This is a genomic window from Malonomonas rubra DSM 5091, from assembly GCF_900142125.1.
Lineage (GTDB): Bacteria > Desulfobacterota > Desulfuromonadia > Desulfuromonadales > Geopsychrobacteraceae > Malonomonas > Malonomonas rubra.
In genome coordinates, this window is record NZ_FQZT01000001.1 from 173,072 (window position 1) to 197,731 (window position 24,660).

Annotated in this window: 19 protein-coding genes; 11 read left to right on the forward strand and 8 right to left on the reverse strand. The window is 51.8% G+C overall.

The window, feature by feature from the left end:
* Nucleotides 1–166: 166 nt before the first annotated feature.
* Together BUB13_RS00820 and BUB13_RS00825 are read left to right on the forward strand one after the other, a co-directional pair.
* The gene (locus tag BUB13_RS00820; RefSeq protein ID WP_072904850.1) at nucleotides 167–1,834 is read left to right on the forward strand and encodes a DUF6178 family protein; all 1,668 of its coding nucleotides are present in this window, start codon (nucleotides 167–169) and stop codon (nucleotides 1,832–1,834) included.
* Between the two features lie 107 nt (nucleotides 1,835–1,941).
* Nucleotides 1,942–3,174, forward strand: a complete 1,233-nt coding sequence (locus tag BUB13_RS00825; protein WP_072904851.1) for an OmpA family protein — start codon at nucleotides 1,942–1,944, stop codon at nucleotides 3,172–3,174.
* Nucleotides 3,175–3,228: 54 nt separating this feature from the next.
* Here BUB13_RS00825 and BUB13_RS00830 read toward each other — a convergent pair whose 3' ends face one another.
* Nucleotides 3,229–4,980, reverse strand: a complete 1,752-nt coding sequence (locus BUB13_RS00830) for a B12-binding domain-containing radical SAM protein (RefSeq protein ID WP_244151819.1) — start codon at nucleotides 4,978–4,980, stop codon at nucleotides 3,229–3,231.
* 42 nt (nucleotides 4,981–5,022) lie between these two features.
* Between BUB13_RS00830 and BUB13_RS00835 the strand changes: the two genes are divergently transcribed.
* Nucleotides 5,023–6,357 carry a radical SAM family protein gene (locus BUB13_RS00835; protein WP_072904852.1) on the forward strand — a complete coding sequence of 445 codons (1,335 nt, stop codon included), beginning with the start codon at nucleotides 5,023–5,025 and terminating at the stop codon, nucleotides 6,355–6,357.
* Between the two features lie 185 nt (nucleotides 6,358–6,542).
* Nucleotides 6,543–7,055: a hypothetical protein gene (locus BUB13_RS00840; protein ID WP_072904853.1), complete on the forward strand. Its 513-nt coding sequence runs from the start codon at nucleotides 6,543–6,545 to the stop codon at nucleotides 7,053–7,055.
* Between the two features lie 59 nt (nucleotides 7,056–7,114).
* Here BUB13_RS00840 and BUB13_RS00845 read toward each other — a convergent pair whose 3' ends face one another.
* The 6 genes from BUB13_RS00845 to BUB13_RS00870 are packed head-to-tail and all read right to left on the reverse strand — an operon-like array spanning nucleotide 7,115 to nucleotide 13,838.
* On the reverse strand, nucleotides 7,115–7,801 hold the full coding sequence (locus BUB13_RS00845) for a CAAX prenyl protease-related protein (protein ID WP_072904854.1): 687 nt from the start codon (nucleotides 7,799–7,801) through the stop codon (nucleotides 7,115–7,117).
* A gap of 18 nt (nucleotides 7,802–7,819) precedes the next feature.
* Nucleotides 7,820–8,413, reverse strand: coding sequence for an acyl carrier protein phosphodiesterase (locus BUB13_RS00850; RefSeq protein ID WP_072904855.1), 594 nt, complete (start codon nucleotides 8,411–8,413; stop codon nucleotides 7,820–7,822).
* Between the two features lie 24 nt (nucleotides 8,414–8,437).
* On the reverse strand, nucleotides 8,438–9,547 hold the full coding sequence (locus BUB13_RS00855; protein ID WP_072904856.1) for a tetratricopeptide repeat protein: 1,110 nt from the start codon (nucleotides 9,545–9,547) through the stop codon (nucleotides 8,438–8,440).
* A gap of 18 nt (nucleotides 9,548–9,565) precedes the next feature.
* A complete protein-coding gene (locus BUB13_RS00860; RefSeq protein WP_072904857.1) occupies nucleotides 9,566–10,744 on the reverse strand; it encodes a class II aldolase/adducin family protein in 1,179 nt (392 codons plus the stop codon).
* Entirely contained in the window at nucleotides 10,741–12,480 is a 1,740-nt protein-coding gene (locus BUB13_RS00865) for an aldehyde ferredoxin oxidoreductase family protein (protein WP_072904858.1), read from the reverse strand. Before BUB13_RS00865 ends, BUB13_RS00860 begins: the two co-directional genes overlap by 4 nt.
* Nucleotides 12,477–13,838 (reverse strand): M23 family metallopeptidase, encoded by a 1,362-nt coding sequence (locus BUB13_RS00870; protein ID WP_084091632.1) that lies wholly within the window; start codon nucleotides 13,836–13,838, stop codon nucleotides 12,477–12,479. Before BUB13_RS00870 ends, BUB13_RS00865 begins: the two co-directional genes overlap by 4 nt.
* Before the next feature lie 201 nt (nucleotides 13,839–14,039).
* Between BUB13_RS00870 and BUB13_RS00875 the strand changes: the two genes are divergently transcribed.
* The 7 genes from BUB13_RS00875 (at nucleotide 14,040) to BUB13_RS00905 (ending at nucleotide 22,858) form a co-directional block, all read left to right on the forward strand.
* Nucleotides 14,040–15,173 carry a M20/M25/M40 family metallo-hydrolase gene (locus BUB13_RS00875; RefSeq protein WP_072904860.1) on the forward strand — a complete coding sequence of 378 codons (1,134 nt, stop codon included), beginning with the start codon at nucleotides 14,040–14,042 and terminating at the stop codon, nucleotides 15,171–15,173.
* 3 nt (nucleotides 15,174–15,176) lie between these two features.
* On the forward strand, nucleotides 15,177–16,331 hold the full coding sequence (locus BUB13_RS00880; RefSeq protein WP_072904861.1) for an aminotransferase: 1,155 nt from the start codon (nucleotides 15,177–15,179) through the stop codon (nucleotides 16,329–16,331).
* Nucleotides 16,332–16,454: 123 nt separating this feature from the next.
* Nucleotides 16,455–17,444, forward strand: coding sequence for an ABC transporter substrate-binding protein (locus BUB13_RS00885; RefSeq protein WP_084091634.1), 990 nt, complete (start codon nucleotides 16,455–16,457; stop codon nucleotides 17,442–17,444).
* Between the two features lie 7 nt (nucleotides 17,445–17,451).
* Nucleotides 17,452–19,068: a sensor histidine kinase gene (locus BUB13_RS00890; protein WP_072904862.1), complete on the forward strand. Its 1,617-nt coding sequence runs from the start codon at nucleotides 17,452–17,454 to the stop codon at nucleotides 19,066–19,068.
* 52 nt (nucleotides 19,069–19,120) lie between these two features.
* A complete protein-coding gene (locus tag BUB13_RS00895; protein WP_072904863.1) occupies nucleotides 19,121–21,226 on the forward strand; it encodes a TonB-dependent receptor plug domain-containing protein in 2,106 nt (701 codons plus the stop codon).
* 2 nt (nucleotides 21,227–21,228) lie between these two features.
* Nucleotides 21,229–22,047, forward strand: a complete 819-nt coding sequence (locus BUB13_RS00900; RefSeq protein ID WP_072904864.1) for a citrate synthase family protein — start codon at nucleotides 21,229–21,231, stop codon at nucleotides 22,045–22,047.
* Nucleotides 22,034–22,858 (forward strand): citrate synthase family protein, encoded by an 825-nt coding sequence (locus tag BUB13_RS00905; protein WP_139249266.1) that lies wholly within the window; start codon nucleotides 22,034–22,036, stop codon nucleotides 22,856–22,858. The genes BUB13_RS00900 and BUB13_RS00905 overlap by 14 nt, the downstream gene beginning before the upstream one ends.
* Here the strand turns inward: BUB13_RS00905 and BUB13_RS00910 are convergent, their stop codons facing one another.
* A complete protein-coding gene (locus tag BUB13_RS00910) occupies nucleotides 22,859–24,640 on the reverse strand; it encodes a thiamine pyrophosphate-binding protein (RefSeq protein WP_208610103.1) in 1,782 nt (593 codons plus the stop codon).
* Nucleotides 24,641–24,660: the final 20 nt, after the last annotated feature.

The window sequence follows — 24,660 nt, forward strand, 5'->3', positions numbered from 1 at the left end:
TTTAGAGCGACAGCCTAACAATATTCACAATTTAAGAGAAGTAAAAGCTTGAAAATGCGACGCAATCAAGTATCAATCTATTGAAAAAAGTACGCACCTGCTTTAGAGTAGCGTCCTTTTTGCTTAAAGAAGGACAAAACGGGATTCCGTCCCGCAAGGAGCAACCATGACTCAGATAAACTTACCGAACGAACGCCATGTTGGTCACCTCACCCTGCTGCGCCAGGGCCGGAAGATCTCGGTTCAGGAATACAACGCACTCAGCCGCTCCGAGCGCATGGCGATGATCCGTCAGGCAAATGGCAAGCAGAAATACGACCTGCTGATCAACGCGTCTGATGCCAACCGACTGACAGCCCAACTGCACCCTCAGGAGTTGTATCTGACCGTTAACGAAATCGGCAGCGAATATGCTGTGGAACTTCTGGCGATGGCAACCGCTGAGCAGATCACCACCCTGCTCGACATGGATTGTTGGGATGGCGACAGCGTCAGCCCGGTCCTCTCGCTCACCTGGCTGCAATTACTGCTCGATACTGGGGCAGAAAAAGTCTGCCAGCTGGTACAGCAGATCGAACCAGAAATTCTTGCCATTTTCCTGAAAAAACACATGGTCATTACGCGTGGGTTGGAAGTTTACGATGATGACGATGCCGAGAACGCCAATCGGCTGGAATCGCTTTACGATATCGACTTCGCCAGCGAAGATGCGGCGAAGATCATCGGCGCATTCCTGAAGATCATTATGGAACAAGCGCAGGACAGCTACCTTTTGCTGATGGAGATGATCCGCAGCGAAATGGCATCAACATTGGAAGAGGAAGTTTATCAAGCACGTAACAATCGCCTCTCCGATCTCGGCTTCGTAACCAAAAACGAAGCGCAGAGTATCTACGCAACAGTCGATCCCGACAACTTCACTCCCGGCGGGAAAAATGATTACCGGCTGGAAGCAGACGAACTGCCAAATCCCGGGGCACTGCTTGCCCAGGCGGCCCCGGAAAACCTGCTGGCTGAAGTGTTGACCAACGGCCTCAGCCACGAACTGGCGACTGAACTTTGCATGCTGGCCAATCGCAAAATGAGTGCGGACAGTACCGATATTTCTTCTCCGAGCGAACTCGGCAGTTCATTGCAGGAACTGTACAACATTCTCAACCTAGCACTGGAGCATCTGGCCGGTAAAAATGTCGACAAAGCAATCGATATCGTTGCCCAGACGTACCTGCAGCAACTTTTTCAACTCGGCCACAGCCTGCTAAAGAGATTGCAAACTCAGGCCAAGCAATTGCTTCTCGGTCCGCTTGGCCCCTTTTTCGATTATCCGGAGCAATTGTTCCTCGATGCCCTGATGGAAAAACCACCGGTTCTTTATCGTGAGGCAACCGAAGACCAGCCCAGTTCGCTGGAACCGATCACAACGTCGAAAGAGCTCGTTGCTGTCAGCACCCGCTTACTACAAATCAAAGAACTGGAAACCTTATTCTGCGGAAAACTTCCCTTTTCGCTGCCGGAAATCGATGATGATGAAGAAGCGGATGCAACACTATCAACCTATTTTCTGACTGCCGTTGGCAACCGTCTGCTCGGACGAGATTTTATTCCGGCGCCACTGTCGCCTGAAGATTTGTTGTTACTTAAATCGCAAACAATATCTGCTGGCAGCCTGAGTGAAGAATTAGTCAAAGAGCTTAATAATTTTATTCAACAATCTGGTGTTAACTATCAGACATTTATCAACTTTTGCCTTGAGTGCTGGCACGACGACCTAACTGCTTTCGACTTGGAAAGTTTCGATCCGGAAGAACCATTCTGTTTTTTATTGGAAGACTGACGGAAAAATATTACTGCTGCGGTTGCAATCTCCAATGAGAGAGATTATCTTTAACCTTGTTTTTAATGAATAGCGCGATCCAGCGCTAATATCGACAGGAGGCATTCATGCTATTTCGACTTCTCTCATCTCTTGCTTTAGTAGTCCTTCTTACTACCTCTGCATGGTCAGAAATCCGCCCCGAAGCATTCACTCTTTCACCAATGATCGGGGGGCATGTTTTCGAAGGCGATCAGGATCTGGACAACGACGATCTTTTTTCTATCGGACTCGGTTACAACCTGACAGAGCGTGCAGCTCTTGAAGCTGTTTTCAGCCAGACTGACGCTGACGGAGATAATGCTGGTGATACTGACGCCAGGATTCGTACCTATCGCCTTGATGCTCTTTATCATTTCATGACGGACAACAAGTTGGTCCCCTATCTTGCGGTCGGTCTTGGTGAGATCGAAACCAATCCTGATCAAGGCGAGACAAAAGAGCACCTGCTGGTAAATGCCGGTGCCGGCATCAAGTATTTCCTGAATGAAACAGTTGCGCTGCGGGCTGACATGCGTTACCTGGTCGAATTCCCTGACCCGGAAAACAATCTGCTCTACTCTGCAGGCGCCCTGTTCCAGTTTGGAGGTGTCAAGCAGGCACCTGCACCGGTTGAAATTGCCGAAGAGCCCGCACCAGCGCCGGAACCGGTAGTTCAGGAAGAACCTCCAGCGGAACCACAGCCGGTCGATTCAGATGGGGACGGCGTTTATGACGATCAGGATCAGTGCCCGAACACGCCGAAAGGAGCGCCGGTCAACAGTGTCGGCTGCCCGCTCGATACTGACGGCGACGGCGTCTACGATTACATGGATCAGTGCCCGAACACCCCGAAAGGAGCGCCGGTCAACAGTGTCGGCTGCCCGCTCGATACTGACGGCGACGGCGTCTATGATTACATGGACAAGTGCCCGAACACACCTCGTGGCGTATCGGTCGATGCAGACGGTTGCCCAACCAAGCTCAGCCTGAAGATCAATTTCGGTCACGACAGTGACAAGATCGGCCCTGAATACGATGCTGAGATTGCCAAGGCCGCTGAATGTATCAACAACTATCCCGGCAACAAGGTTAACATCGAAGGACACACCGACAGCCGTGGGGCTGCTGCTTATAACCAGCAGCTCTCCGAGCGCCGGGCCAAGGCGGTTCTTAATCGCCTGGTCGAGAAATTCAACATTCCGGCATCGCGCATGAGTGCACGCGGTTTCGGTGAGACTAAGCCGATTGCTGACAACGCAACGGCTGAAGGTCGTTTTGAAAATCGCCGCGTTGATGTTGCCTGCGGTGCAACCAACTGATAACAACAGCAATAACTGGAAAATTGAAAAGGCCGGGGACTCTTCCCGGCCTTTTCAATTACACAGCATAACTTCCTTAACTTTTTGACCTTTTCTACTTTTCGTCTGATAAATAAAAATCAGCAGGCAACCATCTGGCGCTTCGGGCAAACTGTTAAAGCGGCCAGCGAAATATTGCACCTTACCGGAGCGTTCCAGCAGCTCAACCTCTTGCTTAACCCGCTGCCGCACTAATTCTTTCTCCAGATCATTGATTCGACAATCGAAAAAAGAGGGTTCGGATCCGGAAACCACCCGCTCCTGATGAGCATAATCACGAGCCAGGGCTTCTCGGTAGCGTTGTAACACATCTCCGCTGAAACTCTTTTGCAGATAACGATCAAGGGAAAAAGCCAGTTGCCGCAACGCTTGCGGACTGTCATAAAGATTTTCAGAACGCCAGAAACTGTCGAGATTTTCCAGGCAAGCCGACAACCCACCGAAGGACTCAATCAGCAGTGGCAACAAATGCTTAAACCGTTCACTGTTCACAAGCAGATCAAGCAGACGACTTATTCCGCGTAATTTTTCAAGCTGGCAATAATCGATATCAGGTGAACGCAAAATGCTGTATGGCGGCAATGGATCAAACTTTAACCCAAGTTCTGCAGCTTGGCTGCGAAGCGGTGCCCCCGGCAGCAGCTTGACCGGTTCCACCTGCAGGTGATGTGGCTGCAGGGCAGCGACACGATCTAGGGATGCCATAAAATGCTGATAGCCTTCTCCCGGCAAACCGGCAATAAGGTCAAGGTGGAGATGAATGTTCTCTTTTTGCCGTAATCTCCGGACATTCTCTTCCAGTTTTTCCAGCGACGCAGTTCGTCCGATCTGTGCCAGTGTTTCTGGTAAAGTCGACTGCACACCGATCTCGAACTGAAACATATCGTCCGGAACCCGCTCGAGCAGCTGCAAAGTCTTTCCGTCAAGCAGGTGCGCGCCGATCTCGAAATGAAAATGGCTGCTGCGATTTTTTTGCAGGATAAACTCAAAGATCTCCCGGCTGCGCTCGTTGCTGTAGTTGAATGTACGATCGACAAACTTGATCTGTTTCACACCAGCATCGATCAAAAATTGCAGATCGGAGAAAATCCGCGGCATGGGAAAAGAACGCACGCGGTCATCCAGAGCACTCATACAGAAACTGCAGCTGTACGGACAACCACGGCTACTTTCGTAATAGACCAACCCGCGTTGCAGATTGACCAGGCCTGCTGCAAATGGTGATGGCAATTCAGCAAGCCTTTCCAGCTCGCTGCGTCCGTTCTCCTGCGGAGCCGAAGGCAAACGTAATCCGGGGATCAGTTGCGGATCTTCTCCCCGCTGCCACGCAGACAGTAGCTGGCGCAACGGCAGCTCTCCTTCTCCGCAAATCAATGCATCGACCGGGTGCTGCTGGAAAAAATAATCAGGTTCAAAAGAAATCTCAGAACCACCAAGGACTATTTTAAGTTGCGGATCAATCAGCTTGAGGCAATTAACCAATTCTAGAGTCAGCTGCCGATTCCACAGATAAACAGAAAAAGCCACCACGTCGGCATTGCAGGCAATGATTTTGGCCAACAGCGACTCCTTCGGCTCGTGCACCGTGTATTCACGGATTAGCAACTCACCACAGTCATCACCACAAAAAGCGGCTAGGCAAGGCAAAGCCAGGCTGGCATGGATATATTTGCTGTGCAGTGTCGTCAACAAGGTTCGCATGCGGGCGAGAATACCTCGCAGTGAAGGCATGTTCAAGAGGCAAAGCTTCAGCCTTTCTCGCGCCATTGAATCTGTGCTATTCTCTGCCGCCTGAAATCAATGGAGATGATGATGAAAAAAACGATTCTGGCGGTTGTTGCCGATGAAAGTGGCGAGGTTTTCGAACACCCGGAACTGCTGATGGCCGGGATGAACGGGATGACAGCGCGCAAACCTGAAGAGGACGAGTTGATTCCGTTGCCCGAAGGCAGTCGCCTGTTCACAATCCCCGACACACCACCAGTCGGCTTTGATCGGCGTAGCGGAAAGCTGAAAACCCTCACCAACTTGCCGAAAAGCTGGGGCGGCGGCAAAGTCCAGGCCGTTTCCGCTTTCATGACGCCAGCCTTCACCCGCACCCTGCTTCCAGCTGCTGCCTACGTTGACAAGCCGGTCGAGCTGACACTCTGGTCTTACACTGCTGTCGGCTGGTGCGTTGAGGAAGAACGCTTTTACGTTGCCGCTGCGCGGGTCGATCGCAATCAACAGTGGCAGCCGGAGCATTTCGATGACCGCAAACTGGAACCACTTGTCCGCAAAAGGGTCACTGAATATCCAGAGAACCGGCTGATTGAGCAACTCTCTCGCTGCGCCCTCGACTATCACTGTTTTGCTGCGAAAAACCTGTTCTTTGATCGCTGGGAAGCGCCGCTGCCGACCTCACCGACCTGCAATGCTCGCTGCGTTGGTTGCATCTCCAAGCAGGAGGCGCCCGACTGTTGTCCATCCAGCCAGGAGCGCCTGACCTTCGTTCCGACTGTGCAGGAACTCTGCGAAGTTGCTGTCCCCCACCTGAAAAGAGCGGAGAACGCCATTGTCTCATTCGGACAAGGCTGCGAAGGTGATCCGATTCTGCAGACTGATACTATCTGCGCTGCGGTGAGAGAGATGCGCAAGCAGACCGAGCGCGGCACCATCAATTTCAACTCTAACGCGTCAATTCCTGATGCCGTCGACAAACTGGCAGATGCCGGAGTCGATTCGATCCGCGTTTCCTTGAATTCTGTGCAGGAACATTTCTACAACGCTTACTACCGCCCACAGGGTTACCGGTTTGCCGATGTCGTCGACTCGATTCACCGGGCCAAGCGCAATGGCATGTACACCATGCTCAACTACCTGGTTTTTCCCGGTATCAGCGATCGTGAAGATGAACTGGAAAAACTGCTTGAGCTCATAGAATCGGCGGGAATCGACATGATCCAGATGCGCAATTTGAGCATCGACCCGTTGCTGTATTGGAATGCCATTGGGGCTGAAGGCTCAGGCATTGGCATGAAACGGATGCTTGACCGGCTTAAGTCAGCCATACCACGTATCCAGTTCGGCTATTTCAACCGAACCAGGGAAAATTTCTATCCGCCTGGTTTTCATGAGGATTGGCCATTACCGGCGGAAGTATAAAAAAGCATCAAACTCTTTCTCTGCAGATAGGTGATTTCTAAAACCTTTTTCAAATATATAATTAAAAAACACAAAGAAAGTTGAGTGTTTTTATCGTTACTGGCACGCTTGATGCTGATAAATAATCTCAAATAAATGAGAACGCGGACTGTGTTTCCTACCATTCGAAAAAAGACGAGGGAATTATGGCACCGCAAAAAAAACAAAAACTGCACAAAAGCGAAAGTAACGAACCCAGCAGCTTTATTCAGGAAAAAGCGGCCCGCCGCAACTGGCGCGATTTTCAGGGAACCGAACAGTCCCGCAGGATTTCCTTCCCAGGCTTTTATGAACTGAAAAGCCTTATTACGTTTTTAATTCTGAATATTGGCACGCTAGTACTGATCGATGTTTACCCACAACCTTCGGCAGAGTTACGCAACCTACTCGGCATGGCACCCCCGCTGCTGTGGATCAACATCGCCTGCTCGATTTACCTGTTCACTGAACTGATCCTGGTATTCTGCCGCGAGCGCAGCAAAAACTCTGATCGTTTTGCCATCAAGCAACTGCTGTTCCTTTGCTCCATGTACGTTTTTTACTGGTATGCCGGCGCACTGCAGCAGCACTTCGCACTGCTGCTCGGGATCGGCGTTGCGCTGCAACTGTCTGAAGCCTTCTCCCGTAAAAATCCACGCCAAAAAATAACGGCGGAATAGCTGAAAAACTTTTAAGCTAATCAAAAAAATAGCCCCGGCCAAATGACCGGGGCTATTTTTTACCAGAATTGCCAGTATCCCGTCTGCAAGACGTACAGACCCAGAACAAAATTTGTGACCGCATGGGACAGCACACACTGGCTGATACTTTTTGTCCAGTAAAGCAGAAGACTGTACGCGACCCCGGCCATAATGCCGGCCAAAACCAGGTTGTGCTCCAAGCCGAACAAGACAGCGCCGATAGCAAAAGACGGTAGGCTGTAGGTGCCTATTTTCACCAGGTTGAAATCAGGATTGATGATGTATCGCAGCAAAAATGAGCGCCAGAACAATTCTTCCATAATCGGCACCACAAGTGCCGCACCAAAGATGCGGAAGAAGATCAAACCTTGCCGCACAGCGGAATCATCCACCAGTTGCGGGTTAAACCCCTTCGCTTCCCCAAAGGTAGCGAAATCCCAATCCATATTGATCCAGAGAACAAACACCAGAAGTCCGAGCAGAATGCTGCCAAGAGTATGTTGTAACTTTTTCAGGTCGGTCCAGCGCAGTTCTTCGTAATGCCGCATGAAAACCAGCAGCAGGACAAATACAAGTACGGCTTTGATCGGGTAAAGATACAGCAGCTGCTGCCCTGACAAGCTCAAGATTCCCTTCTCGACCAGCCATTCAACGCCCTGTTGCACCCCGATAAAAGCCATAAATACGGCAAACGGGATAATTCTGTACCAGGCTTCTTTGCTCATCGTCCCTCCATCAAAGGCTTAATCGACAGCCGCCTGTTCTCGCCATTTGTTCATTTCATTTGCGGCAACAGGCATGAAACGGAAAAAATCGGCTTCAAGATCATCCCCCCAACGCTCCAGGTCGCTGAATGCGTCAGTCAGCGGAAACCGGTTTTTCAGCCGCTGCTGAAGACGTTGCAACACCCGCAAAACCACATCTGGGTACTGATAGGATGTCAACCAATCGTACTCGATCATTCGCGGCAATTGCTGCTGCAATGCCGCAGGAAGCAGTTCGAAACATTGCAGCAAACCACGATAAACATCCCGGGAGAAAAATTCGAGCGGCTGATCAGAATAACGGCTCCAATTACGAGCAAGAAAGTGATCATAAAAGACATCGACCAGAATTCCGCGTGCGTAGCGAAAGCGGGGATCGAGCCGCATGCGACTCTGTGCGAAGATCGGATCATCAGCCGTAAAACGATCAAGCTTGCGATGCAGATACAGGTGCAGCTTCAATTCCTGTGGCCAGTCTTCAGGGACGGCTCCTTTGACAAAGTCTCCCATCAAGGACCCAGCCCAGGCATGAGGAGTCGCAGCAGAAAAGTAGAGATGAGCCAGATAATTCAAAGCAAACTCAGTTTGAAAGACGGATCAGTTTTCGCCTTCCAACCTCTCAACCATGGCTTCGATTTCCCGGATTGCCCGTTCGCCTCCCTGCGGGTCGGCCAATAACAAACGGAAAAACTGCAGCATGACATCACGCTGGCCAGAGCGGACAAAACGCTTGACCAGTTCTTCAATCTGCGGGGCGGCGTCGTCTTCATCGGCAACCAGAATCCAGAAAAACTTGGCTGCCTGAGGGAATTCGCTCTTGTCGCAATACAGGCGCACCAGACCGGCAACAGCGAAAGGATCATCTCCCAGTTGCATCGCTTTCAAATAGGAAGCTTCAGCCTTATCGATATCACCCAAATGCATGTGAGCATCACCCATCCGGGTGAAAAGAGCCTGGGTCCCCTCATTGTGCTTGAGAATTTCCTGCCAGATTTCGATCGCCTTGTCGTACTGGTGATGCCAGCGGAAACAGTTCCCCAGACCGTACAGGGCATAAGGGTTATGCGGATCGATGCTCAAGGCGCGACGGAAAAAGCTTTCTGCTTTTTCGAACTTGTTGATTCGCCAGCAGAGCTTGCCGATAATGGTGAGAATATGCAGTTCGTTCGGGTCAAACTGGAGAACTTTCTCGTAATATTCAATTGCCTTTTCGTCATGGCCAAGCCGGTGTTGCAGATCAGCCATCCCGGTCAGGGCAAAGCGATCACGCGGGTCAAACTTAATGATCTGCCGGTAGGCTTCTTCCGCCTTGTCAAATTGCAGCAAAGCTTTACAGCTGTCAGCAATCCGGGTCATGACGTGCTTATCTCGCGGACGCAGATTCAGATATTGGTTCCATAACCGAATCGCTTCCTGGTGGCGACCCAGCTTTTTACAGACATCCCCAAGTCCACGCAGAGCAAACAGGTTATTTTTGTCAATTTCGAGAAGATGACGGTAACAGCGCTCCGCTTCCTCGAAATTACCTATTTCTCGGCAAGCATCTCCCATTCCAGAGAGCAGGTAAGGATTATCGGGTTCTCTTTCAAGACCTTGAGAAAAAAGGTCACAAGCTTCCTGATAACGGCGGGAACGGAACTTCTGGCGTCCTTTTTTGGACAGATCAATAACCGAAAGCTGACGCTTTTCCCCTCTGTTCTCTGACATTTACGGCTCCATTTATATTCATTTTGTTTCATTTGTGCAACGCGCCTGAACAGCCTGCAGGAATTCGTTGCGGCAACGGTTTTCCAAGTCGATCATAGCAGACAAAGGCTGACGAAAATCTTCATCTCCGGTTGCGAACACACCGTGACCATAAACAACGGCGATACCGCAATCGATCACCGGCGGCACTTTCCGTGCCAGGCCACCAGCGCCAACCTCACCAGCCACGACCGGTACATCATTCAAGTACCTGACTTTATCACAATTTTTCCAGCAGTCAGTAATTTTACAATCGGTTTCCCGACAAAAAAGGCTAAGAACAACGGAAAACTTCGGGTGACCATGCAGAATCGTCCGCAAATTCCCTTTGGCAAAGATGGCGCGATGAGCAATCAACTCGCTCGAGGCAGTAATTCCGGCCGTACTCGAATTGTCGTTCGGCACAAAGTCGATACAACCAGGCAGTTCATCAAGGCTCGCACCCGTTTGCGAAATATATAAACTGTCATCAACAAAACAGGAAATATTGCCGAAAAAAGAATCGACCAGTTTCAGTGCGACAGTTCTCTTGCCAACCTGATCAATCGCCTTGAGAATATCAGCCTTCTCAAGCAGCGGCCCAGCCAACAGATCATCGCAGTGCAGTGGAATATCAGTACCGAGCTGGGCCCAAAGAGGCTGCAGCAGATTCATTTCCTGCGCGCTTGGTGGCTGATCATCGGCCAGCAACTGCAGCATCAATTTGACAAACAGGGCATGATAAACCGATGAATAGTTGATATAGGCCTGCTCCACCGTCACGCTGCCAGTGGCAACAATACCGACGCCTTCAACCAGAATACCTTTACGCTGGCCAAGCAGATCGACAATCGACTGGGCATTATCGACAGAAAATTCATCCTTCCGCACCACCGGAATATCATGCAGAAAGGTACGGGTCTCCGTATCCTGCGGGATGATTTCAGCCGCATCGGCCGAGGTGCGGCCGAGCAGAACATCACAGATCGGCAGCGGCGGTTCGGCCACCACCAGGGAGATGATGTTCAGCCGTTCGATCAACGTCTGGCCCAACGGCAGGAGTTCTGCGCTTCCCTGCCAGAGCAAGCAATCATCTTTCGCCAGAATCAGGCTGTGATCGACAGAGGCGCTGCCATCGGTCGCCATTTTCTGCAGATATTTCCGCACCTGACGAATCATGGCTGTCGCTCCAGAAAAGTGCTATCAACAAAACCGCCCTGTTCGTTCAAGCCCCGGATACGGTAATACTTCTGCATTTCCTCGACAAAGCGCTCGCGATCGATTGGCGCAACCTCTATGCCATCGCCGCTGCTTCCACTCTCTGTGAAGAAACGTTTCGGCAGCAGATCGTCTTCTGCGGCAAAACCGTTTTCAAGATTGTAAAAACGTTCGGTCAGGTAAATCCGCTCGCCAATCTCTTTTAACTTCTGCGGGGTGTATTCGAGACCGGTCGTCGCTGACAGCAATTCGGCATATTCTTCAAGGCTGGCGCCGAAAAAAGAGAATTTGCAGGCCACCAGTGAATCGATGGTAGCGTTGCAGTCTTCGGCAATTTTGATCATCCGCGCCTTTCCGGCGAAATCGAAACGATCGGTCGCAACCGGTTTGCGCAGAATCTCATGCGAAATCGGATAGGCACGCAGATGACAACCGCCCCGGTTACTGGTGCAATAGGCCAGCGCCATGCCGTAAGCTCCGCGGGGATCGTAGGCCGGCAATTCCAGACCCTTGACGCTCATGCTCAGTTCAGGCTTGCCGAGCTGTTGCGACAAGCGCTGTGCCCCTTCAGCCAGCAGGTCTCCATCCCCTTGACGCAAGGCCGTCTGCAGCAGCAGATCGCCAATATTTTCAGCCCGGGGAAATTCGCCACGAACCTCTCCCCAGGCCGACAAGGTTGCAGCAGCAGAGATGGTATCCATGCCAAGCTGATTGCAAAGGTTGTTGGAATTAACGATGGAGCGCAAATCCTTTATATTATTCAGTGCACCAAAATGATTGACGGTTTCATATTCCGGCAACGGAGTTCCATCCTGCGCGCTTTTCTTGCACTGGATCGGACAGCCGTAACAGCCATGATTCTTCGGGGTAAATTCTTTACGAATCGCCGGGCCAGAATAGTTGCCGGCGTCAGCAAAATGGGTCTTGCGAAAATTTTCTGTCGGCGCCATGCGGCGCTGTCCCATCAGATCGACCAGGGCCGGTGTGCCGTATTGGGCAATGCCGAGATCACCGTAAATGACCGGCGAGGCTTTAAAGAGACGTATAACATCCTGCCGGGCATGAGCGAAGCGATCCGCATCGGCAATATCAACCTTACCGTCGCCATCAACCACGATCGCTTTCAGCATTTTGCCGCCCATTACTGCACCAAGACCACCTCGACCGACCGAGTTGCCCTCCCCCATCATAATATTCGCGTAGAGGACTTTGTTCTCGCCCGCAGGGCCGATGGCAGCAACACTACCATGCTCGCTAAGGGCAGCGACTGTTTCGCCGACCCGCTGCCCCCAAAGTTTATCCGCCGGGTGCAATTTTGCCCCGGAGGAATCAATCTGAAGAAAAACTGGCGAGTTACTCCGACCGACAATACGCAGGACATCAATCCCGGCCGCTTTCAAGCGCCAGGCAAAACGCCCCCCGGCTGAACAATCATAAATGGTTCCGGTCAGCGGAGAACGGGAAACGACTCCCAGACGTGCAGCAGTTGGTGCAGCAGTACCGCACAATGGGCCAACGGAGAACAGTAGCGGAATTTCAGGAGCGAAAGGATCGAGCCTGTAATAATCGCGCATCAGGCGCACACCGAGCCCACGTCCGCCAAGATAGTTCTGCAGCAAATCCTCTCCGATGGGTTCTTTCCAGATCCGGCCAGTCGTCAGATCGACGTTCAGCAGTTGTCCTGTCCACCCCATCATTGCGCACTCTCCAGAACAGGAACCCCATCAGCAATCTGAGCATTGGCGTGCATTTCGCGTGCATGCGTTTCATCGAAAAGAACAACAAATGGAGCCGCGACTTCATTGAATTCCTGCATCCGTGATTTGGCAACAGATTTCGATGAAGGCACCTTTATTTTTGTCGGGTTGACCGGTTTACCGTTAAGCCGCATACGGAAACAAAGGTGTGGACCAGTCGCCAGACCGGTGCTGCCGACATAACCGATGACCTGCCCCTGGCTGAGTTTTTTTCCGCGCTTCATACCACGGGCAAATCCCTTCATATGCAAGTAGAGAGTCGAATAGCCATTACTGTGACGGATTTCGATGAAGTTTCCGTTCCCCCTGGTGTAGCCGATCCGTTTAATGGTGCCATCGCCGACTGTTTTAATCGGGGTCCCGGGAGGAGCTGCGTAATCGATCGCAGGATGAGCTTTCCAGGTTTTGGTAATTGGGTGGAAACGCTTCATGGTGAAACCGGATGATATCCGGGTAAAGGAAAGTGGTGCTTTCAAGAATGCTTTGCGGACATTGCGCCCTTCTTCATCATAATAACCGGCGCGGCCATCGGCATCTTCAAAACGGAAAGCACGGTAAACCTTTTTTTGATTTACGAACTCCGCAGCCAGAACGCGCCCGTAACCGGCGAGCTGACCTTCGCGGTAACGCTTTTCCACCATCGCCTGAAAAGTATCACCGACCCGCAAATCGAGGATGAAGTCGATATCCCAGGCAAAAATATCCGCCAGCGCGATGGCCAGTACCGAATCTTCACCAATCTCGTTAACCGCGTCGAACAAACTGGTTTTGATCACCCCCTGGACCAGCTCGCGTTCGACATCGTAGACGATCGGCACCCGCTTCATCAGGGTTTCATCTTCTTTTTTCCTGATGATCAACTGCTCGTTATCATCAATTTCGTAAACGAAGCTATCGAAATCTCCATCACTGATACAGATTTTATACGGCTGCCCGGCACAGATTTTCGTGAACGGGAAGACTTTTCGACTGCGTTGATTCAGCTCGTGAATTTCTTGAGGAGAAAAATAGTCTCCCAAAAGTGCCGTAATCGTTTCTCCCGACTGGACTTCCCGTTTCAGTTCTTTTAATTCAGGCTGTGGTGGTATGGATTTCGCAACAAGCGGCGGAGCAGCCATTTCAACCGGTGCAGGGCTTGCTTCCAACTCGGGGCTGGAGACATCGTGAAACAATGCAAAGCCGGCTACGGCCAGCAGCATAATTCCGGCAATCAGAGAATATCGTTTTATCGGTTTTCTACGGCGATTGGCAAAAATATTCGACCGCCGGGGAGGTTGATAATCTTTTCTCAGACTCATTTCAAAACCACGAAAGCGGCAATCCTTGCCCGCCTTTGAAAAAAAGCGTCAAACAAACAGTGCGAATTAAGAGACTATAACATTTCAAAAAGGCCAGTGTCCAGAAAACTGACAGTCTCCAACCCCCTAAAATGATTGCCAAGCAGATCAGCTTCCGTCTAACATAAGATGCTCTTGAATCTATCGACGAAGGGATTTGCAATGATAAACCGGCAAAGAATTATTGACGAGTTTTTTCAACAGGCTGCCATCGACAGCCCGTCCTATAAAGAAGGTAAGATTGCCAGCTATCTGGCGGAACGTTTCCGCAAGCTTGGCGCAACGGTAGAGTTCGACGATGTCGGCGATAAAATTGGCAGTGAAAGCGGGAACTTACTCGCCCGCATCGCAGGAACCAAGGAGGGAGACCCGCTACTGCTCTCCGTCCACATGGACACAGTAACTCCCGCAGACAATGTTGAGCCGGTGCTTAACAACGGCATCATCACCAGCGCCGGGGAGACCATCCTTGGCGCTGACGACAAGGCCGGTATCGTCGAGGCGATTGAAGCGATCGAAGTGCTGCGGGAAAACAACATTCCTCATGTCCCGCTGGAAATCGTCGTCACCGTCTGCGAAGAGCAAGGGTTGCTCGGAGCGAAGCAGCTCGACTTTTCGCAACTTAAAGCAAAACAAGGGGTTGCTCTTGACACCACTGGTGTCGATATCGTCATCAATCGCGCGCCCTCCTGCAACCGGCTGAAAGTTGATATTTTCGGCCATGAGGCCCACGCTGGCGTCTGCCCCGAGCAGGGAGTTTCGGCGATCGAAATTGCCGCCAAGGCAATCGCCAGGATGCAGCTCGGCCGTATTGACCATGAAACCACGGCCAATATCGGCACGATTGAGGGCGGGCTGGCCTCTAACATCGTCGCCCGACAAGTCACCTTGCGTGGCGAAATCCGCAGCCACAGCGCTGAGAAATTGCGCAAACAGACTGAGCAGATCGTCAACGCGCTGGAAAAAGAAGTCGACAGCGCAACCATCGTTGTCAACGGTGAGACCAAAGCAGCGTCAATGGCCTTGGAACTGCGTGAAGACTTCCCGCTGATGCAGGTCGGAGATGATGCACCTATCCTGCAGATTGTCCGGGAGGCCGGGACCGCTCTTGGCAGGCCACAACAGGTCCAGGCAGCTGGAGGCGGTTCCGATGCCAACATCTTCAACGGTAACGGCATCGACATGGTGATACTGGCGACAGGGATGGCGAAAGTTCACACCATTAACGAGCAGGTCAGCGTCAACGACATGGTCAAGGTCAGTGAATTGCTAGTCGAAATCATTCGTCGGGCCTGATCGATGCAGTTTTCGCAGCAGGTCGAGCAGGTTCAGCCGCCGCCAATCACCGAAGTCAAAAGCTGGCTGAACGGGCGCAAATTTCCGTCCGACAAACCCCTGATCGACCTCTGCCAGGCGATCCCAAACTATTCGCCGCCGTCTGAACTGGTAGAACATCTCAAGCAGACGCTGGATGATCCTCTCAGTTTCAAATACAGCCCGGATGAAGGCTTGCCAGAGGTTCGCAAGGAAGTGAGCAGCTGGTATCTGCGACGCTACCAGGCTGCTCCGAAAGCGGAACAGATCTGCCTGACAATTGGTGCCAGTCAGGCATTTTGGCTAGCGATCTGCAGCATATGCCAGGCCGGGGATGAGGTCATTGTTCAGCTGCCAGCCTACTTTGACCACCCCATGGCTTTACAGGCCCTGGGGATTAAACCGGTTTTCGCGCCCTTCGATCCGGCTGACGCCGGTTTGCCCGACAATCATCAGATTGAGCAGCTGATCACCAAACGCACCCGCGCGATCCTGCTGGTGACTCCAAGTAATCCGACCGGTGCGGTCATTCCACATCAACAGATAGAGCAGCTGTTCAAAATTGCCCAAAAGCATAATATCGCCCTGATCCTGGATGAAACATACAATGCCTTTATCGATGCCCCGCCCCACAAACTTTTCGGTCGCAATGACTGGGGTGAAAACTTCATCCACATAGCATCTTTTGGTAAAACATTCGCGCTTACCGGGCTGCGCTGCGGGGCTTTGGTGGCAAGTAAAAAACTTATCGAGCAGGCTCTGAAAATTCAGGACAGCATGGCGGTCTGCCAACCACGCCCGGCACAACTGGCGCTGGAGTTCGGCTGCAATAAACTCAATGACTGGGTAAATGAGAATTGCCGCATGATGCAGAAACGGCACGATCAGTTCCGCAACAGTTTCATTTCTGCAGACCATTCATTTGAATTGGTTGCCAGCGGGTCTTTCTTTGCCTGGATCAAACATCCATGGCCTCAACTCAACAGTCGACAGGCAGCACGCAAACTTGCCGACGACGCCAACCTGATCTGCCTGCCGGGCGAAGCGTTTGGACCCGGTTTGTCCACTTACTTACGGCTTGCTTTCGGCAATATTTCTGACCAGCATATAAATTCTGCTGTTGAACGCTTCCGTTTTTAATATTTCGGTAAAAGTAGAAAACTGTTGACCAGACTGAAATACTATGGAATCATTATATTTTAATTAATTTAATTGCTTGTTTTTTAGCAATAGCTCGAACTAAATGTAAAGTGAACGGGGACGATGATACCAGCAACGCCAACTTCCCTCATCGCGCTTTTATCGTTTTTTTTCTTCAAATTGCGCTATCTCTGCTACAGAGGCAAATGCGTCCTGCTTGCCTTTTGTCTTTTCCTGTACATACCCTGCCCGTCCTATGCAGTAGGCAAAACGTTTGTTCTTTACCCTGAGTTATCCGGGGCTTACCAGAATATCTTTCAAAGCATCATTGACGGAATCCGCGAAAGCGGGACCAGCGATGTCGAGCTTTACCCGCTAAGCGAAGATTACCAGCTGGAAAAGGCAAAACAGACACTGTACGACAGCGGCAGCGACGGCATCATCAGCCTGGGGAAAAAAGGGCATCGGGTTGCCAAGCACCTGAATACCGATTTACCACTGGTCGCGGGAGCACTTTCCCTCATCCCGAACGGGATCTCCGGTGTCAGCTTAACGGCAGACCCGCATGTCATGTTTGCCAAGCTGAAAATGCTGCACCCTGAAAGCAAGCGGGTTTTCGTCGTATATTCCGAGCGCCTCAACGGATGGCTGATCCCTTCCGCAAAAGACGCAGCTGAACAAAATGGCCTGCAACTGGTTACCTACCCTGCGGCTGACCTGCGTGAAGCGATGCATCACTATCGCAATCTTCTGGAAAAAAGTGAAAGTGGCACAGACGCCATCTGGCTGCCTCTTGACCGAGTTACGGTTAATGACGATGTCATTCTGCCACTTCTTTTGCAATCGGCCTGGGATAAAAATCTCCTGCTGATGTCGAACAAACCGGGCCATGCCAAACGAGGCGTTCTGTTCGCCATGTATCCTGACAACTATGGGCTTGGGCAACAACTGGCCGAGCTACTGGAACAGCAGAAGATTCATCCTGAGAGATCGATTGTCCTGCCGCTCAGCCAGCTTAATCTGGCAATCAATCTGCGAACAGCCTCTCACTTGGGGCTCACCTTCAACCGGAATCAGCGTGACCAGTTCACACTGACCTTCCCGTCGCAGTGAGGGCGCTATGAGTTTGATGAAACGACTTATGCAGCCCTTTTCCAGTTTCCGAGGACGCTTGCTCGGCGTTGTCTCTCTCGGCATTCTCAGCCTTGCGCTGACGGCATCTATTACTGCAGCCCTGGTGACCGGTCAACGCGCAGCTGAACAGATGATTGCCCAAGGCCTGAAAAACATTGAAACGCTGGCGTCCCAAAGCATCCTTTCGCTGCTCTATGAAAGTCCGGCCAACGCGGAGAAGCCACTGGAAACAATTCTCAGTTTTCCTGGCATCGAGAAAGCTGGAATTTTCCACTCCGACTTGTCCCCTTTGATCATAAAGGGGGAAGAAAACATCCTGCTTGAAAACCTGTCGTCCCAGCTCCCTCTGAAGCAGGCGCGCCTTTTAAAGGAAACCAACCAGGCCTGGCACTTTATCGCCCCAGTGGTGGTTGAATTTTCGGAAGACCTGTTCCCTCTCGACGAACCGGACATCAGCTCTCCGACTCAAATCGAACTGCTTGGCTACTGTTATATGGTCATGAACAAAGAAACTCTACGCGACCTGCAGATTACCATGATCCTCAATAACATCTTTATTGCTCTCTCCTTTGCAATCGTTCTGAGCACCCTGGTCAACCTTGGTATCGACAGGATGATGCAACCGCTCTACAAACTGATCGACATTATGGAAAAGAACGAACAAGAGCAGACCAGGGTCTACGCCGAACTGACCGGGCCGAAAGAGATCACTCATATTGCCAGCGTTTTCAACCGGATGATGAGCAGCCTTGATGAGCGGGACCGCAAATTACGCCAGCATGGTGAGCAGCTTGAAACCATGGTGCAACTCCGCACCCGCGAGCTTGTTACAGCTCGCGACGCAGCGCTCACTGCCAACCGCCACAAGTCCCAATTTCTTGCCAACATGAGCCACGAGTTACGGACGCCGCTGCAAGCAATCATCGGCTATGCCGACATTGCAAAAGAAGAGTTGGAACTCGACGGTTTTCACGAACAGAGCGAAGGACTCGAACGTGTTATTCGTAATGCCACACGGCTACTGACCATGATCAACGGTATCCTCGACATGGCGAAAGCGGAATCGGGAAAAATGGATTTGCAGATGGAGCTGGTATTCCTGCCCGACCTCCTGCAGGAGCCAGTAGATTCCGTCATGCCGATTCTTCGCCATAACAACAACAGGTTCAACTGGCACGACAACTCGAGCACGCATGAACTGGAGATCGACCGGGAGAAACTGTTACAAATAGTGATCAACCTGCTCAGTAACGCCGGCAAATTTACCCAGAATGGCACGGTTGATCTTCATTCAAATCTAAGTGGCTCTCAACTGCTGCTCACTGTCACAGACACAGGTATCGGTTTGAGCGAAAGTGATCAGAAATTCATTTTTGACGAGTTCCGTCAAGTCGATGGCAGTACAACCCGAAACTTTGAAGGGACAGGACTGGGGCTGGCCATCACCAAGCGCTTCGTCGAAGAGATGGGAGGTTCCATCGAAGTCGACAGTACTCCGGGGCAGGGAGCCAGCTTTTCCCTGCACATCCCGCTACCACTGAAACCAAGCACAATTGCAGTCGAAACCGGGATAGAAACAAATGACAATGCACCGCCAATCTAATAATCATCTATTGCCACAGGGGGGGGCTTTATCTCATCGAGGGAGTTTCACCATGCCGTATAAATCGCTATGCATCTGGCTACTGGTACTGTTATGTATCTGCCAGCCATCGTTTGCCGACGCAGCTGAAGGGCTGGAAGATTTTGAAGAGGTCGGCCTGACGGAACTTTATGGCGATGAAGAACTGGTCAGTATCGCCACCGGCAGCAAAAAACCGGTCTACAAAGCCCCGGCGATCGCCAGTGTGATCACCGCGCAACAAATTGCGGAAATGGGTGCACGCAACATCAACGAAGTGCTGGAAACCGTACCTGGGCTCCACGTCGGACTTTCGGCAATCAACCGACTCGATTCGGTCTACTCAATCCGCGGCATCCACACAGGCTTCAACCCGCAGGTTCTACTGTTGCTGAACGGTATCCCTTTCGGCCCGCCCCTGACCGGCAGCCACCCGACCCTGTTCCGTATGCCCGTGACCTCGATCTCGCGCATCGAGGTCATCCGCGGCCCGGGCTCCGCTATCTACGGGGCGGACGCCTATGCCGGCGTCATCAACATCATCACCAAAGACGCCAACGAGCTCGAATCGGAAGTCGGCGCCCGCTACGGATCCTTCGACTCGCAGGATGTCTGGCTGCAGCATAATGGCGACTTGGGTGGCTGGAAAATTGGCGGTTCTTTCGAGTATCAAACCAGCGATGGCGACAGTGATCGCCGCATATCCAGTGACTATCAAACTGTCCTGCTGGAAGAGGGAAAAATTCCAGGCACCAATTATTCATTGGCCCCCGGTTCTTTAAATACCGATTACGAAGTTTACAACGCTATGCTAAACGCTGAAAAAGGCAACTTCAATCTTCGGCTCTGGAACTGGCATCTGAACAAAGCAGGTGTTGGCGCAGGTGGTTCGCTAGCGCTCGACCCGGTCGGATATCAGGACGAGAGTATCTACCTGATTGATGCGACCTACAATAATGATTCTTTCGCCCCTGACTGGAGTTTGAACTTCAGCCTTAACTACCTTTACCAGGAATCAGATATTTACCTGGTACTCAACCCGCCCGGAACTTATCCCGACATCTCACAACCCGGACTGTTCCCCTTTCCCGACGGCGTCATCGGCAATCCAAGCGGCACCAGCCAACAGACCGGTGTTGAACTTTCCACCAGCTACACCGGCTTTTCCGGCCATCGTCTCCGCTTAAGTGGTGGCAGCAGGTACTACCACCAGGATACGGATGAAATAAAAAACTTCGGTTACGGCACAAATCCCGGCACAATGACCGATGTCAGCGACACAGCTTATGTCTCCGTACCGGACAAGCACCGGGCACTCTTCTACCTGTCGCTGCAGGATGAATGGCAACTGGCGCCCGACTGGGAGTTTACCGGCGGTTTGCGCTTCGATAATTATTCCGACTTCGGCAACACTCTGAACCCGCGTCTGGCACTGGTCTGGTCAACGCGTCACAACCTGACAACCAAACTTCTCTACGGTCGTGCCTTCAGGGCTCCATCCTTCCAGGAACTGTACGCGACACAAAACCCGGTCACCCTCGGCAACTCGGAACTTGAGCCGGAAACTATCGATACTGCAGAACTGGCCTTCGATTACCGCCCGACCTACTCACTCCAGACCGTTTTGAACCTTTATCTTTATCGCGCCAACGGTCTGATCGAATACGTTTCCAATGGTGATGGGACAAAAACAGCACAGAATATCCGCGATCAGGAAGGCTACGGCTTTGAACTTGAAGCCAACTGGGATGCAACCGACAAACTGCGCCTGAGCGCAAATTATTCCTGGCAGTATTCTGTCGATTGTGACAGCGATAAACGTGTCAGCGATGCTCCGGGCCAGCAGGTATTTATCAGCAGTAACTGGAACTTCCTCCCGAACTGGCGTCTTTACTCACAGCTGAACTGGATCGCCTCACGTCACCGCAGTGACAGTGACACACGTGAAAAAGTTGATGATTATCTGCTTGTTGATCTCTCCCTGCAGCGCACCCAGATATTCAAGCGTCTGACAGTAAAATTGAGCGTCCGCAACCTGTTTGATGAAGATGCTTATGAGCCAAGCGACGGCGACAAAATCAGTGACGATTACCCACTGGAAGGCCGCAGCCTCTGGTGTGAACTGAGCTACAGATTTTAGTTATGCAAAAAACAGAATCGCGCAACGAAAATTTCAGCAGCAGGCAAAGCAGTAAAATCTGGTTCGAGCAACCAGACAGTGCGAACCCCTACATTGCAGTCGATCATTTCTGTCACGGTTACAACCTGATTGAACTGATGGAGAAGCGCAGCTTCGTCGATGTTTTTTTCCTGTTGTTCAACGGGAAGCTTCCCTCATCAGCGCAGAGCGAACTTCTCCAGCAGCTGATGATTGCATTGATCAACCCCGGCCCTCGGCATCCAGCCACTCGGGCTGGCCTAAACGCAGCAGTCGGCAAAACGGATAGCGTTCATATTCTGCCGATCTCACTGGCAGTTATCGGCGGTGCTCATCTCGGCGCAGCCGAAGTAGAAGCCAGCATGCGCTTTATCAAAAAAAACCTGCGCAAGCCAACTGCAGAGTTGGCTGCGACCCTTGTTTCTCAGGATCATTCTGGCGACGTTGACCATCATCCTGCACCTGGATTCGGCAGCCGTTTTTCCGCTATCGATATTTTCCAGAATAAAATCGCCAAACACTTCGTGCAGTTGGATGCAGCGGGCAAGCACCTGCAATGGGGCAACAGTCTTGCTGACGCCCTGGCAAAAAAAGATATGGGTTGGCTGTCAACCGGCCTAGCCGCTGCCACCCTGCTCGATCTCGGGTTCAACGCCAAACAGGGAGCAGGAATTTATCAGCTGCTCTCGGCTCCAGGTCTGCTGGCACATGGCCAGGAATATTGCAGCAAGCCGATCACAGCGATGCCCTTCGTCAAAGATGAAGACTATTTCATCGAAAGGCCTGAGGATGAGCAAGCTTGATTTCTGGGATCAGCATCGCGGTATCATCAAAAGCAGCAAGGGTGGCTGGAAAATCGGTCGTGGAATCTTCAACCACGACTATGAAATGATGGCAGATCTCGTCGGCTATAAAAGTTATTTTCAGGTGATGGTTCTCAATGCCACCGGAAGAATGATCGAAAAAAAGCAAGCTGACTGGATTGAGGCTGTTTTCATCTGTCTGAGCTGGCCGGATCCTCGGATCTGGTGCAACCAGATCGGCAGCCTCGGCGGCACGTTACGCAGCTCCGTTGTTGCTTCAACCTCGGTTGGCAACATGGCAGGCGATTCTCGTCTTTATGGACAGAAAACCCTGATCGCCGGGGCAGAGTTTATCCAGTCGGCGCTGCAGGAAAAGAAAAAGGGGCTAACGGCTGCCGAGATCGTCGCCCGCGAAGCGCAGAAGCATCGCGGCAAACCGAATATTGTCGGCTACGCCAGACCAATCGCCAAAGGTGACGAACGTGTTGTCGCGCTGGAAAGGTACGCTAAAGAGCTGAAACTGTCAGAGGGGGAGCATCTGCTTCTGGCCCGCGAAATCGATAACGTGCTGCTGCAACAGTACGATGAATCGATCAACGTCAACGGTTACTGCTGTGCCATCATGTCCGACTTCGGTTTTTCACCGCAGGAAACCTACCGCATCTCCACCCTGCTGATCGCCGGCGGCATCCTTGCATGCCACACTGATGCCTGGCAGCGCCCGGCGGAATCCTTTTATCCCCTGCGCTGCACGGACATCGATTACCAGGGGCCGGCTCCACGCCCGGTCCCCGGCAAAGAAAACAACTGATCAACCGCGCTCAAGCGTTTTCATGCGTGCCCCTATCGGCGGAACCTCTTCACCATCAATCTGCACTTCGATCAATGTCGGACCCGGCCGTTCGCAGATCGAAATCAAATCGAGACTTTCCAGTTCCTCAGGCGTGCGCACAACCTCAGCCTGAGCCCCAAGGGAATGGGCCAAGCCGACAAAATCGACCGGTGGCAGTTCGTGGGCGATCGATTCGGCACCACCCAGTCGCTGGCCATGCTTGACCATGCCAAGGGCACGGTCGTTCAGCACGATAAACACCACCGGCAGTTTTTCCTCGACCGCGACGGTTATCTCCTGCCCGCTCATCAGATAGCTGCCGTCCCCAGTCAAACAGATCGTTGGAACGCCCTTGCTTGCCACCGCACTGCCGATTGCAGCGCCGATCGCCCAGGTCATACTGCCGAAGCCAATAGCAATACGATACAAACCACCTTTTTGCAGATGCAGATAATGAGTTGCCCAGGCCCAGCTATTGCCAGCATCAACAAAAACCCGTGCGTCCTCCGGCAGTCGCAGTGACAGTTCACGCATCACCCGTTGCGGTTTCAATGGGACAGCGGAAGAATAACAGGAATCTTCGTCATCCAATCTGACTCTAGGTGCTGTATAGATAATTGTTTTGTCCCCCTCGCCCGTCGGTGCAGTATGATTGACGGCGACAGGCTGTTTTCTCTCTCTATCTGGCAAACTGTTGAGCAGGGTGGAAAAAATCAGTGGCAAAGCGCCACAGACATGCAAGCGGGCCATCGGCGAATGACAAAAATTCTCGAGCACATCATCAATGTGGACCAGCTTGCTATTGAGCCATTTATCTTTTTCTAGGTTGGGATACATCATCTCACTGAACCTGGTCCCAACCGCCAGCACCAGGTCATTCCGTTCATCTTTTAAACGATCACTCGCACTTTTGTGCCCGGCAAAACCAAGAACACCATGGTACAAAGGGTGCCTCTGCGATATCCAACGTTTACCGGATGGTCCGGTGATAATTGGAACTTGCAGACGTTCAGCAAAACGTATGATTTCATCAATGGCACTACCACAACCATCCCCCAGCAGCAGTACCATCCGTTTCGCCTGCTGAATCTCCAGGACGAGTTCGGCGACCGCCGCGGCGTCTGTGACTGCAGGTTTTTTCAGCAGGAAATCAAGGCTGGCCATCGGTTGATAGCTATTCATTCGCCGAGAATCCGCCATGATATCCATCGGGATACTTAAGTGCGCCGGTCCCGCTGGCGCACCCTGAGTCGCCGCAATCGCAGCAGCGAGCTTGTTTTCAAGCTGCCCCCGATGCGAAACTAGACTACTGTACCTGGTGCAAGCCTTGAAAATAGCAACCGTATCGACAGCACTGCAGGTCGATTCCTGCAATGTCTGCCTGCCAAAAGAATGCAAAACGGTCTGTGCCGTGATAGCGAGAACCGGAACCTGCTCAATGTGCGCAGAAGCGACACCTGTCAGCAAATTGGTCGCGCCGGGGCCGGTCGTTGAACAACAAACTCCAAGCTTACCTGTTTCGCGTGCGTAGCCATCCGCCATAAATGCGGCACCAGCTTCGTGGCGGGCGACGACCGGACGTAGACCTCCAGCACGCTGACTCCGGGCCATGGCGTTATACAACGGTTCAATCGATCCACCCGGCACGCCAAAAATATATTCGACACCCAGTTTTTCCAGTTGTTCAACGATCAGATCAGCCAGGGTGTTTCGTTCTTTTGCCCTGACTTCAACGGTTGGAGAGAAAAGTTTCATCGACATGGCTTCTTCACTGACTCGGT